Origin of the sequence: Microbacterium wangchenii (genome assembly GCF_004564355.1) — a bacterium.
GTDB lineage: Bacteria > Actinomycetota > Actinomycetes > Actinomycetales > Microbacteriaceae > Microbacterium > Microbacterium wangchenii.
Map to the genome: position 1 here is coordinate 1,994,455 of NZ_CP038266.1, position 12,751 is coordinate 2,007,205.

9 protein-coding genes are annotated in these 12,751 nt (G+C 70.9%); 2 read left to right on the plus strand and 7 right to left on the minus strand.

What is annotated here, in order from left to right:
* Positions 1 to 14: 14 nt before the first annotated feature.
* The 6 genes from E4K62_RS09570 to E4K62_RS09595 form a co-directional block, all read right to left on the minus strand.
* Entirely contained in the window at positions 15 to 746 is a 732-nt protein-coding gene (locus tag E4K62_RS09570; RefSeq protein ID WP_135066749.1) for a 16S rRNA (uracil(1498)-N(3))-methyltransferase, read from the minus strand.
* A 3-nt stretch (positions 747 to 749) separates the two neighbouring features.
* Positions 750 to 1,874, minus strand: coding sequence for a molecular chaperone DnaJ (gene dnaJ, locus E4K62_RS09575; protein WP_135066752.1), 1,125 nt, complete (start codon positions 1,872 to 1,874; stop codon positions 750 to 752).
* A 51-nt stretch (positions 1,875 to 1,925) separates the two neighbouring features.
* Complete coding sequence (hrcA, locus tag E4K62_RS09580) at positions 1,926 to 2,966, minus strand: heat-inducible transcriptional repressor HrcA (protein WP_135066755.1); 1,041 nt, start codon at positions 2,964 to 2,966, stop codon at positions 1,926 to 1,928.
* Positions 2,967 to 3,044: 78 nt separating this feature from the next.
* Entirely contained in the window at positions 3,045 to 4,262 is a 1,218-nt protein-coding gene (hemW, locus tag E4K62_RS09585; RefSeq protein WP_135066758.1) for a radical SAM family heme chaperone HemW, read from the minus strand.
* Positions 4,262 to 4,912 carry a DUF1990 family protein gene (locus E4K62_RS09590; RefSeq protein WP_135066761.1) on the minus strand — a complete coding sequence of 217 codons (651 nt, stop codon included), beginning with the start codon at positions 4,910 to 4,912 and terminating at the stop codon, positions 4,262 to 4,264. The genes hemW and E4K62_RS09590 overlap by 1 nt, the downstream gene beginning before the upstream one ends.
* 57 nt (positions 4,913 to 4,969) lie before the next feature.
* A complete protein-coding gene (locus E4K62_RS09595; RefSeq protein WP_135066764.1) occupies positions 4,970 to 5,692 on the minus strand; it encodes a DUF899 family protein in 723 nt (240 codons plus the stop codon).
* Between the two features lie 69 nt (positions 5,693 to 5,761).
* On the opposite strand from E4K62_RS09595, the gene E4K62_RS09600 reads away from it, so the two are divergent.
* Positions 5,762 to 6,439, plus strand: a complete 678-nt coding sequence (locus tag E4K62_RS09600; protein ID WP_135066767.1) for a winged helix-turn-helix transcriptional regulator — start codon at positions 5,762 to 5,764, stop codon at positions 6,437 to 6,439.
* Between the two features lie 6 nt (positions 6,440 to 6,445).
* Here the strand turns inward: E4K62_RS09600 and lepA are convergent, their stop codons facing one another.
* Positions 6,446 to 8,293 carry a translation elongation factor 4 gene (lepA, locus tag E4K62_RS09605; RefSeq protein ID WP_135066770.1) on the minus strand — a complete coding sequence of 616 codons (1,848 nt, stop codon included), beginning with the start codon at positions 8,291 to 8,293 and terminating at the stop codon, positions 6,446 to 6,448.
* A gap of 293 nt (positions 8,294 to 8,586) precedes the next feature.
* Between lepA and E4K62_RS09610 the strand changes: the two genes are divergently transcribed.
* On the plus strand, positions 8,587 to 12,660 hold the full coding sequence (locus E4K62_RS09610) for an ExeM/NucH family extracellular endonuclease (protein WP_240742646.1): 4,074 nt from the start codon (positions 8,587 to 8,589) through the stop codon (positions 12,658 to 12,660).
* Positions 12,661 to 12,751: the final 91 nt, after the last annotated feature.

Sequence of the window (12,751 nt, forward strand, 5' to 3'; positions counted from 1 at the left end):
GGGAGGGAGCGGAGTCACCAGCGGCGGAGGGCGACGTTGGCCACCGAGAGCGCCGCCGCGCCGGCGGTCGAGGTGCGCAGCACCGTGGTTCCCAGGCGCACCGGCTCCGCCCCCGCCGTCGACAGCGCCGACAGCTCATCGGGCGATACACCACCCTCGGGCCCGACCACGAGGGCGACGTCGCGCGGATCCGCCCCCAGGTCCAGGGCTGCGAGCGGCCGCGTCGCCGACGGCTCGAGCACCAGCATCCGCACCCCCGGCAGCATCCGCGTGAGACCGGCGGTGTCGACAGGTCCCTCCACGTCGGGCAGCCACGCGCGGTGAGCCTGCTTGGCCGCCTCCCGCACGATGGTGCGCCAGCGGGCGAGGGCCTTGTCGACCTTGCCGTCCCAGCGCGACACGCTGCGCTCCGCCTGCCACGGGATGATGCCGTCCACGCCCAGCTCGGTGGCAGCCTGCACCGCGAGCTCGTCCCGGTCGCCCTTGGCCAGAGCCTGCACGAGGATCAGCCGCGGCGTGGGGGCGTCGACCGTCGTGCGTGTGGCCACGCGCACCACGACTTCGCGCGCCGACACGTGCGCCGCCGCGCCCTCCAGCCACACACCGCGGCCGTCGCCCACCGTCACCGTCTCCCCCGCACGCAGACGCCGGACGTTCGCGGCGTGGTGCGCCTCGGTTCCGGTGAGCACGACGTCATCGCCCGGCTGTGCATCGGCGGCGGCGTCGGCGAGGAAGTGCAGCGCCACGGGTCAGCTGTTCCGGAACCGGTCGCGCAGCTTGGCGAACAGGCCCTGGTGGAATTCCGCGAGGCGCGGCCCGGGCGCCTTCGTCCGGCGGGCGAACTCTTCGATGAGGGCACGCTCCTTGCCGTCCAGGCGCGTGGGGGTCACGACGTGCACGCCGACCCTCAGGTCGCCGCGCTGCGTCCCGCGCAGCGGGGTGATGCCGCGGCCCTTGATGGTCAGCACATCACCGGACTGCACGCCGGGACGCAGCTCCAGCTGCACTTCGCCGTCCAGCGCCTCGATCGTCGTCTCGGTGCCCAGGATGGCGTCGGGCATCGACACCTCCAGCGTGGCGAGCAGGTCGTCGCCCTCGCGGCTGAACACGTCGTGGGCGGCGACATGGATCTCCAGGTACAGGTCGCCGTTGGGCCCTCCCGCAGGGCCCACCTCGCCGGAGCCGGGAAGCTGAAGGCGCAGCCCCGTCTCCACGCCGGCGGGGATGTCCACCGACACGGTGCGGCGCGCCCGCACACGCCCCTGACCCTGGCAGGTCGCGCACGGGTACGGGATGGTCGTCCCGTAGCCCTGGCACGTGGTGCACGGCTGCGAGGTGACGACGTTGCCGAGGAGGCTCCGCACGGTGCGCTGCACGTTCCCGCTGCCGTGGCAGATGTCGCACGTGACCTCGGATGTGCCGGGCTGGCAGCACGAACCCTGACACGTCTCGCACAGCACGGCGGTGTCGACCTCCAGGTCGCGGTGCGTGCCGAAGACGACGTCGCCGAGATCCAGGTTGACCCGCACGAGCGCATCCTGACCCCGTTCGCGCCGCGACCGGGGCCGGCCGGCGCGTCCGCCGCCGCCGGCACCGCCGAAGAAGGTCTCGAAGATGTCGCTGAAGCCACCGAATCCCGCGGCCCCACCCGCGCCGGCGAACGGATTCGAGTCGCCGCCCATGTCGTACCGGCGGCGCTGATCCGGGTCGCTCAGCACGTCGTACGCGTGCGTGACGAGCTTGAAGCGCTCCGCCGCATCCTCACCGGGGTTGACGTCGGGGTGCAGCTCGCGTGCCAGTCGCCGATACGCGCGCTTGATCTCGTCGGGTGCCGCGTCGCGCGCGACGCCGAGGACCTCGTAATGGTCAGCCACAGTCGCCTTCCTGCCCGCTCTCAGCGGGATCGTTCGGAGACCGGATGCGCCTCAGCGGCCGTTCTCGTCCTCTTCGAGCATCCGGGTCAGATAGTGCGCGACGGCACGGACCGCCGCGAGGTTGGAGGGGTAGTCCATCCGGGTGGGACCGAGCAGCCCGACGCGGGCGCCGCTGGCGGGTGCGTCGTAATCGCTCACGAGGACGGATGCCTCGGTCAGGCCGAACGGCTCGTTCTCACGTCCGATACTCGCCGACAGGCCCTGATCGTCGGCGACCATCTCGCTCATCAGGCGCAGCAGCGTCACCTGCTCCTCGATCGCCTCCAGGAGCGGGTAGATGCTGCCCCGGAAGTCGGATTCGCGGCGCGCGAGCGTGGCGGCACCGGCCATGACGAGGCGATCCTGCCGGAATTCCTCCAGCTCCTCGGCCAGGACCCGCAGGATCGGCTGCGCCATCGCATCGACGCCGCCGGCAGGGGTCGCGCCGCCGCTGAGGATCGTGGCAAGTCGCTCCGACGCATCCCGCACGGAATGCCCCACGACGAGACCGCCGATGCGGCTGCGCAGCTGCGCGAGGTCGGCGTCGGTGGGCTCTTCGCGGGAGAAGGCCATCCGCTGCGTCACGCGTCCGGTGTCGGTCACGACGACCACGAGCATGCGGCCACCGCCGAGGCTCACGAGCTCGACGTGGGTGACGTTCGCCGTGGCGAACGAGGGGTACTGCACCATGGCGACCTGGCCCGTGAGCCGGGTGAGGGCCCGGACCGTGCGTCCGAGCAGGTCGTCGAGGTCGCCGGAGTCGTCGAGGAAGGAGGCGATCGCCGAGCGCTGTGCCCCGGAGAGCGGACGCAACTCGGCCAGGTGATCGACGAAGACGCGGTAGCCCTTGTCGGTGGGTACGCGCCCGGAGGAGGTGTGCGGAGCGATGATGAGCTCCTCGTCCTCCAGCAGCGCCATGTCGTTGCGGATGGTGGCCGCCGACACGCCGAACGCGTGCCGCTCCACGATCGCCTTGCTGCCGACCGGTTCCCTCGTGTCGACGAAGTCCTGCACGATGGCCCGCAGCACTTGGAGCCCGCGTTCGGTGACCATGGCACTCCTCTCCACCGACTGGCACTCTTACACTCTGAGTGCCAATTCTAGCGGAGAAGTCCGAACGGCCGCCGAGGCTCACTGCGTGAGGGTGCGCACCACGGCATCGGCGAGCAGGCGACCCCGCCGCGTGAGCACGACGTGACCGCGCACCGCGTCGGCGCCCTCGACGAGGCCGTCGGCGACGAGACCGGCCACGGCGTGCCGCCCCTCGCCGAGCAGTTCCGCGACCGGGTAGCCCTCCCGGATGCGCGAGCGCAGCAAGACCTCTTCCAGGCGCCGGGATGCCGCATCCGGCCGTTCCCGCCCCGCCGCCGGCGACGTGCCCTGCGCGAGCCGGGCGGCGTACGCGGCGGGATGACGCACGTTCCACCACCGCAGGCCGGAGACATGACTGTGCGCGCCCGGACCGTAGCCCCACCAGTCGGCGCCGCGCCAGTACGCGAGGTTGTGACGGGAGCGGTGCTCGGGCCCACGTGCCCAGTTGGAGACCTCGTACCATTCCAGGCCGGCCGCGCCGAGCAGGTCGTCGGCCAGCTCGTACATGTCGGCCTCGAGGTCATCGTCGGGCTCGGCCAACTCCCCGCGGCGGATCTGACGGGCCAGCTTCGTGCCGTCCTCCACGATCAGCGCGTAGGCGGACAGATGGTCGGGCTCGAGCGAGATCGCCTCCTCCAGCGAGGCGCGCCAGTCCTCCAGCGACTCCCCCGGCGTGCCGTAGATGAGGTCGACGCTGACGTCCAGTCCTGCGCGGCGGGCGGCGGCGACGGCCGTGCGGACGTTGGCCGGATCGTGCGTGCGATCCAGCGCCGCCAGCACGTGCGGGCGGGTGGACTGCATGCCGATCGACATGCGGGTCACCCCGGCCGCGGCCAATTCGGCGGCCACCGCATCCGTCACGGTGTCAGGGTTGGCCTCCACCGTCACTTCGGCCCCCGGCACGAAGCCGAACGCGCCGCGCACGCCGTCGAGCATGCGCGCGAGGTCGCCGGCGGGAAGGAGCGTGGGTGTGCCGCCGCCGAGGAAGACGGTGGATGCGGCGCGCAGCGGTCCCGCGGCCGCCATGACGCCGACCGACAGGGCGACCTCGCGCAGCAGCGTGTCGGCGTACTGGTCCTGCCGAGCACCGCGCAGTTCGGAGGACGTGTAGGTGTTGAAGTCGCAGTACCCGCACCGCACGCGGCAGAACGGCACGTGCAGGTAGACGCCGAAGTCGGCGCCGGCATCCGTGTGGAGGTCGGCCGGAAGCGCGCCGTCGGCGGGCGCCGGGTCGCCGAGAGGAAGGGCGGCGCCCATCAGGACGACGTGGCGTACAGCGGCGAGATCGCCCGCAGGTAACGCTGGAAGAGCTCGCGCCGGCGGTGGCGGACGAGACGCGGATAAAGACGGTAGATCAGCGCGGCGGGTGCATCGAAGGCGCGCACGGTGAACCACACCTCGTCGTTGTCGCGCCACTCCACCAGGAAGAACTCCTCGCCGCTCACGACGGAATCCCCCACGGTGCCGAGGATGAACCCGACCCGGCGGGGCTCCTCGACGACGGAGATCACCCGCAGCTCCGCGTCGGCGCGCAGGCGCCGCACGCGTCCGTGCAGGCGGACGGTCGTCCCCGGTGCCACGAACGGCATGCCCTCGGCGTCGAACCGCTGCTCGGATTCCAGGCGGCTGGGCGCGATCGGATTGCCCTCGGCGTCGTACCCGACCCCGGTGTACATGGGCCCGGGGGCCGGCCGCACATCGGTGATCGTGAGCCCGCCCTCCCGCTGCGCCGCCCACGACAGCAGCGCCTCGCTCGCGGTGGTGAAGCGGTCTTCGCCGCTGCCGATCCGCCAGCTCTCCTCGGCCGGGATCGAGCGCTCGGGCGGGTACTGGAGGAGGTCGGGGGCCTGCGTGCCCCCCACGGCGGCGTAGTCCACCGTCTCGTCTCGAAAAGTCCCGCGGCGCATGCCTTCCAGGCTACTTCGCGTTGCCGCGTGATGTCTGCGAGCGCTCCGGCCGCGGCGTCAGGGATGCACGTGGGCGTGCTCGTGGCTGTGCACGGGCGTGACTCCCGGCCGCGTCCACTGCGCCGTCGGCCGCCCCTCGCTGCGCCAGAACGAGTGCGGTGAGACGGGCCACCCCTCCGGGGAGTCCTCCCACTCCTCGCGGCGCCCGTAGGGGGTCAGGTCCAGCAGGTGCAGCGAGCTCATGATCGTCTCGACACCGCGCCCGTACGTCTCGTACGTGAGGAAGACGCGGTCACCGTCCCGCAGGTAGCACGCGATCATTCCCCCGCCGGCGATCGCCGGGTCGCTGATGCCGCGCGTGGAGTACCAGGGATGCACGTAGCCCATGAACTCCCGGAACGGTGCGACCTCTTCGTACGGGCCCTCCGTGAAGACGGCGAACGACACCCCGGCCTCGCGGAGGTAGACCGCATCCCGGAAGTCCCAGATGCTGATCGTGCACCCCTCGCACTGCCCCTCGAACGGCTGTCCGTCGAACCACATGTGCTTGTAGACGACGAGTTCGTCGCGGCCGTCGAAGATGTCCAGGAGCGAAATCTCTCCGCTCGGTCCCCTCAGGGTCACCGGGTCGATCTCCGTCATCGGGAGCCTTCGGCGCTCCGCGGCGATCGCGTCGCCCTCGCGAGTGTGCGCCTTCTCGCGTGCGAGCAGGACGGCGCGACGGCGGTCCCACTCCTCGCCGTCGACGATGGGGGGCAGTGGTGTGCGGGGTGCGTCCATGCGACGTACGATAAACCTATCGTCCAGTCGTGTAAAGATTGCGACGACATCTCGGGAGGGCAGGCCGACGTGCCGATCAAGCACACCTACGCCGAGCACGGCGACGCCTGTCGCGCGGCCAACGCGCTCGACATCGTGGGCGACCGCTGGTCGTTGATCATCGCCCGCGAGGTGATGCTCAGCCCCAAGCGGTTCGCCGACCTGCTCGCCTCGGTGCGCGGCATCACCCCGAGCGTCCTCACCGAGCGGCTGCGTGCGCTCACCGGATCGGGCGTGATCGAGAAGGTCGTGCTCCCCGATCTCGGGCGCACCCGGATCTACCGGGCCACCGACTGGGGACGCGGCCTGGAACCGGTGCTCGAATCGCTCGGCCGGTGGTACACGAGCGGGCCCGAGCCCCAGACCGAGGGTGGGATGACCCCGGACGGCGTCGTGCTCGCGATGCGGACGATGGCCCCCGCCACGTCCGCGTCCGTCGCTCCCCTCGCCCTCGTGCTCTACGACGAGCGCGTCACCGATTCGCCGTCGTTCGGCTACGCCGTCACCTCCGCCGATGGGCGTCTCACCGTCACCCCGGGCCTCCCCGCGTCCGGCGCCCCCACATCCGTCCGCGCCGACGCGACGGCGTGGAGCGAACTGCTCTTCGGCAGCACGCCGCTCGCGTCCGCCGAGGCCACCGAGCAGGTCGTCATAGCGGGCGACCGCGACGCGGTCGCCGATCTCATCGGCCTCTTCCGGGCCGGGTGAGCGTCGCTACTTCTGCTTGCCTTCGACGTCGCCGGAGAGCGCGGCGATGAACGCCTCCTGCGGCACCTCGACGCGACCGACCATCTTCATGCGCTTCTTGCCCTCTTTCTGCTTCTCGAGGAGCTTGCGCTTGCGGGTGATGTCGCCGCCGTAGCACTTGGCCAGAACGTCTTTGCGGATCGCCCGGATGTTCTCACGGGCGATGATGCGCGCGCCGATCGCGGCCTGGATCGGGACCTCGAACTGCTGCCGTGGAATGAGCTTGCGCAGGCGCTCGGTCATCATCGTGCCGTACGCGTAGGCCTTCTCACGGTGCACGATCGAGGAGAACGCGTCGACCGCTTCGCCCTGAAGCAGGATGTCGACCTTCACGAGGTCGGCCGTCTGCTGGCCGGCCGGTTCGTAGTCGAGACTCGCGTACCCCTGCGTCCGGCTCTTCAGGTGGTCGAAGAAATCGAAGACGATCTCGCCGAGCGGCATGATGTACCGCAGCTCCACGCGGTCCTCGCTGAGGTAATCCATGCCGAGCAGCGAGCCGCGGCGCGACTGGCACAGTTCCATCACGGTGCCCACGTAGTCCTTGGGCAGGAGGATGCCGACCTTGACGATGGGCTCGGACACCTCTGCGACGCGCCCATCCGGATACTCGCTGGGGTTGGTCACCGAGATCGTCTCGCCGGTGTCGGTCGTGACCTCGTACGTCACCGACGGTGCGGTGGTGATGAGGTCGAGATCGAACTCACGGGACAGCCGCTCGGTGATGATCTCGAGGTGCAGGAGACCCAGGAAGCCGCAGCGGAACCCGAAGCCGAGCGCGACTGAGGTCTCCGGTTCGTACTGGAGCGACGCATCCGACAACTTCAGCTTGTCCAACGCCTCGCGGAGGTCGCCGTAGTCGCTGCCGTCGATCGGGTAGATCCCGGAGAACACCATCGGCTTGGGGTCGGTGTAGCCCGGCAGGGCCTGGGTGGCGGGCTTGCGCGCCGTCGTGATGGTGTCTCCGACCTTGGACAGGCGCACGTCCTTCACGCCCGTGATGAGATACCCGACCTCGCCGACGCCGAGCCCCCGGGTGGGGACGGGCTCCGGGCTGGAGACCCCGATCTCGAGCAGCTCGTGGGTGGCCTTCGTCGACATCATCTGGATGCGCTCGCGCGGTTCCAGTGCGCCGTCGATCATGCGCACGTACGTGACCACGCCGCGGTACGCGTCGTACACCGAGTCGAAGATCATGGCGCGCGCGGGGGCGTCGGCGTCGCCGCGCGGCGCGGGGATCTCCTGCACGATGCGGTCCAGCAGCTCTTCCACGCCCTGGCCGGTCTTCCCACTGACCCGCAGCACGTCCTCCGGCTCGCCGCCGATGAGGCCGGCCAGCTCGGCGGCGAACTTCTCCGGATCGGCGGCGGGGAGGTCGATCTTGTTCAGCACGGGGATGATGTGCAGATCGTTCTCCAGCGCCAGGTACAGGTTCGCCAGGGTCTGGGCCTCGATGCCCTGGGCAGCGTCGACGAGCAGGATCGCCCCCTCGCATGCGGCGAGGGACCGACTGACCTCGTAGGTGAAGTCGACGTGACCGGGCGTGTCGATCATGTTCAGGGCGTAGGTGCCGGACTCGGACGCCCACGGCATGCGCACGGCCTGGCTCTTGATCGTGATGCCGCGCTCGCGCTCGATGTCCATGCGGTCCAGGTACTGGGCGCGCATGTCGCGGTCGGCGACGACACCGGTGATCTGCAGCATCCGATCGGCCAGCGTCGACTTGCCGTGGTCGATGTGGGCGATGATGCAGAAGTTGCGGATCAGCTCGGGAGGGGTCGCAGACGGCTCGAGAGGCTTCAGGGCACGGGGTGACATGTCCCGTCGATTCTACGGGGGCGGCGCCTGAGGAACGGGCAGCGTCGTTTCCCGGCCCTCCCGCCGAGAGTGCATCGAGTCGGCGAGAGTGCATCGGATTCGGTGCACTTTCGCCGAGGTGATGCACTTTCGAGGCGCGAAGGAGGATCGTCGCCCGATCGCCACGAGTTGTTCACAGGGCCGAAACCGCGTGTCGGAGGGCGTCCCTAGGATCGGACGCAGGTCCCCCCGACCTTCCCCATCTGCGGGCGCATCGCAACGAACGCGTGCGCTCCCTCTCGGAAGAAGATCCTGTGACGACGCATCCCCTCGTCCCTGCCCACCGTCCGACGCGCACGGGGAGGAGGGGGCGTGCGGCGCTGTCCGCCGCGCTCGCCGCGGCCCTGACTCTCGGCACGGCGGCGTTCGGCATCCCCGCGTCCGCCGCGGGCGCCCCCACCGCCGTTCCGATCGCCGACATCCAGGGCACCGTCGACGCGACGCCCTGGGCCGGCCGGACCGTCACCACCGAGGGCGTCGTCACCGCGCACTACGCCACCGGCGGGTACGACGGCTACGTCATCCAGACCCCTGGCACAGGCGGCGCGCTGGATCTTCCGGCCCACGCGGCCTCGGACGCGATCTTCGTGTACGCCCCGGGCGCCGTCGGCGAGGTAGCCCCGGGCCAGACGGTCCGCGTGACCGGTGAGGCCGGCGAGTTCCAGGGCCTCACCCAGTTGCGAGTCTCCCCCGGCGGCGCACAGGTCATCGCCGACGGCGAACCGCCCCTTCCCATCACCACCCCGTGGCCATCGGAGCCGGCACCGCGCGAGAGCATCGAGTCGATGCTCGTGCTGCCCGCCCCGGAGACGTTCACGGTGACCGACACGTACGGCATCAACCGGTTCGGCGACGTCGCGCTGGCGGCGGGCAGCGAGCCACTGCGGCAGCCGACGGATGCCGCGCGTCCAGGCTCGGCGGAGGCCGCCGCCGTCGCCGCCGACAACGCCGCGCGGCTCGTGCTCCTGGACGACGGCGCGTCCGGCACCTTCGGCACGTCGTCGAACACGAGCACGCCGCCCTACCTCTCCACCGCCGAGCCGGTCATCGTCGGCGCGGGCGTGACGTTCAGCGAGCCGGTGATCGCCGACTTCCGCTTCGACGCATGGCGTCTGACGCCCACCCGGCACATCGTGGGGGACGGCTCGGGCCAGGACGGGGTCATCTTCGAGAACACCCGCACCGACGCGCCCGCGCCGGTCGGCGGCGATATCAGCGTCGCCTCCTTCAACGTCCTGAACTACTTCACGACCCTCGGCGACCAGACGTCGACGTGCCGGGCCTTCTCCGACCGCTCGGGCGATCCGGTCACCGTGCGCGACGGATGCGATCAGCGCGGCGCGTGGGGAGAGGAGGACTTCCAGCGCCAGCAGAGCAAGATCGTCGCGGCGATCAACGCGCTGGACGCGTCTGTGGTCGGCCTCATGGAGATCGAGAACTCCGCGAAGCTCGGCGAGTCCGCCGACGAGGCGACGACCAGTCTCGTCGCGGCGCTGAACGCCGGCGCCGGGCGCGACAAGTGGGCCGCCGTCCCATCCTCGGCGCAGCTTCCGGACATCGCGCTGCAGGACGTCATCACCAACGCGATCATCTACCAGCCCGCCCTCGTCACCCCGCAGGGCACGGCGCAGGCGCTGGGCACCGCATCCGCGCCGGGACAGCCGTTCGAGCAGGCGCGCGAGCCGATCGCGCAGGTGTTCGCCCCGGCAGCGGGCGGCGAGGACGTGCTCGTCGTGGTGAACCACTTCAAGTCCAAGGGGTCCCCTGCCACCGATGCTCCGGGCGATCAGGAGGAGAACAGCAACGGGCAGGGCGCGTCCAACGCCACGCGCGTCGCGCAGGCCGGAGCGCTCACGGCATGGGTCGACACGATCCAGGGCGACACGGAGTCGGTGGTCCTCGTCGGGGACTTCAACTCCTACGGTCAGGAGGACCCGCTGCAGGTGCTCTTCGACGCCGGCTATGTCGACGCGGAGGCGCACTTCGACCTCGGCGAGTCCAGCTACTCCTTCGACTCCCTCTCCGGCTCCCTGGACCATGTTCTCCTCAACGAGGCCGCCGTCGCGCGGGCCACCGGCGCGGACATCTGGGGGATCAACTCCGGCGAGGCCCTGTACCTCGAGTACAGCCGGCACAACTCGTTCCCGACGCTGTTCGAGCAGCCCGGCCCCTACCGCTCGAGCGACCACGACCCGATCACCGTGGGCCTGGCTGCCGGAACCGCAGCGCCCACGCAGATCGACGTCCTCACGATCAACGACTTCCACGGCCGCCTCGAGGCCAACCCGTCGGGGGACGAAGCCGGTGCCGCCGTCATCGCCGGAGCGGTGCGGGCGCACGAGGCAGCGAACCCGAACACGCTGTTCGTGTCGGCCGGCGACAACATCGGAGCATCCACCTTCACGTCGCTGATCCAGCAGGATGCGCCGACCATCGACACGTTGGTGGCCGCAGGACTGGACGTGAGCGCCGTGGGCAACCACGAGTTCGACCGCGGATTCGACGACCTCGTCGACCGCGTGCTCCCCCGCTTCGGCGGCAACACCGACCCCGCCGCCGTGACGCCCGCGCAGCGCGCCGCGGGCGCGGCGTTCGGCCTCGGCGCCAACGTGTATGCGAAGGGCACGAAGAACCCCGTCCTGGCGGAGTACGTCATTCAGGACGTCGACGGCGTGGCGGTGGCCTTCATCGGCACCGTGACCGAGGACACCCCGGGCATGGTCGATCCCACCGGTGTCACCGACGTCGACTTCGGCGACCAGCGGGAGGCCGCCGACCGCGTCGCCGCCGAGCTCACGGCGGCGGATGCGGCGGATGTCATCGTCCTGCTGACCCACTCGGGCGCCGCCACATCCGGCGACTGCGCGGCACTCGCGGCCGACCGCGCCGGCTTCGGCGCCCTGGCGGGCGGGGTGTCGCCCGACATCGACGCCATCGTCTCGGCGCACACGCACCAGACCTACGCGTGCGACGTCCCCGTCGACGGCGCCCCAGGTCAGACCCGCCCCGTCGTCCAGGCGTCGGAGTACGGCAAGGCGATGGGCAGGCTGCAGATCGCCTACGACGAGCAGGCGGACCGACTCGTCTCGATCGCCGCGACGACGTTCCCGCTGAAGGGCGCGTACACCGCCGACGCCGACATCGCAGCCCGCGTGGACGCGTACGTCGCCGAGGCGGATGTCATCGGCGCCGAGCCCATCGGCCGCATCAGCGGCGACATCCTCCGCGGCGGGACGCCTCCGGGCAACGACCGCGGCGTGGAGTCGTCGATGGGCAACTGGGTCGCCGACGTCTACCTGTGGGCCACGAGCGAGAATCCCGCCTTCGCCGGGACGCCGGCCCAGATCGCCCTCATGAACCCGGGCGGGCTGCGGGCCGATCTGCTGCGAGGCGAGGACGGCATCGTGACGTACAAGGAGGCGGCGCTCGTCCAGCCGTTCGCCAACACCCTCGTGACCGTGACGCTCACCGGCGCGCAGATCGAGGAGATCCTGCAGCAGCAGTGGAAGGCGGAGGGCGATCGCCCGAAGCTGCATCTGGGCGTGTCGGAGGGCTTCGCCTACGAGTACGTCCAGGACCCGGACGACCCGCGCACAGGACGCGTCGTGTCGATGTCCTACCAGGGTGCGCCGATCGCCCCGACCGACAGCTTCACAGTCGTCACGAATTCGTTCCTCGCGAACGGGGGCGACGGCTTCCTCACCTTCGCCGAGGGAACCGACCGCGCCGACACCGGTCAGGTCGACCTGGACGCGACGCTGGCCTTCTTCGAGGCGTTCGACCTGGTCGACCCGTCGCCGCTGGGGCGCGCCGTGGCGACGTCGGACGTGCCTGGTGAGCCGGGAGAACCCGGTGAGCCGGGTGAGCCGGGAGAGCCGGGCACAGGGACGCCGCCTGCTCCGGTGAACCCGGGTGGCGCCGCGCCGGAGCCGGGCGAGCAGAGCGGCGGCGACTGGGCCGACGTCGTCCTGAGCAACGGAGGGCGGGTCGAGCAGGGCGGCACCCTCACCGTCGCGATGTCGGGTCTGACCCCGGGACAGCAGGTCGCCGCGACGGTGTTCAGCGACCCGATCGCGGTCACGGGCATCCCCGCCGCCGACGCCGCGGGGCGCACGTCCTTCGCCGTCGTGATCCCGTCCGATTTCGATCTCGGCGCGCACCGCCTCGTGATCACGTCCGCGGGCCTTGATCCGATCAGCGTCGGTCTGTCGGTGGTGCCGCGCGGGGCGCTGGCGGTCACCGGCTCCCAGCCGCCGCTCGGTTTCGTCCTCCTCGGCGCGTTCCTCCTGGTCGCCGGCGGATTGGCGTTCGCCCTGCGGCGCGCCTGACCCTCATAGCGAGAGTGCATCGACTCGGCGAGAGTGCACCGGATTCGGGGCACTCTCGCCGTCTTGATGCACTTTCGGGGCGCGTGGGAGG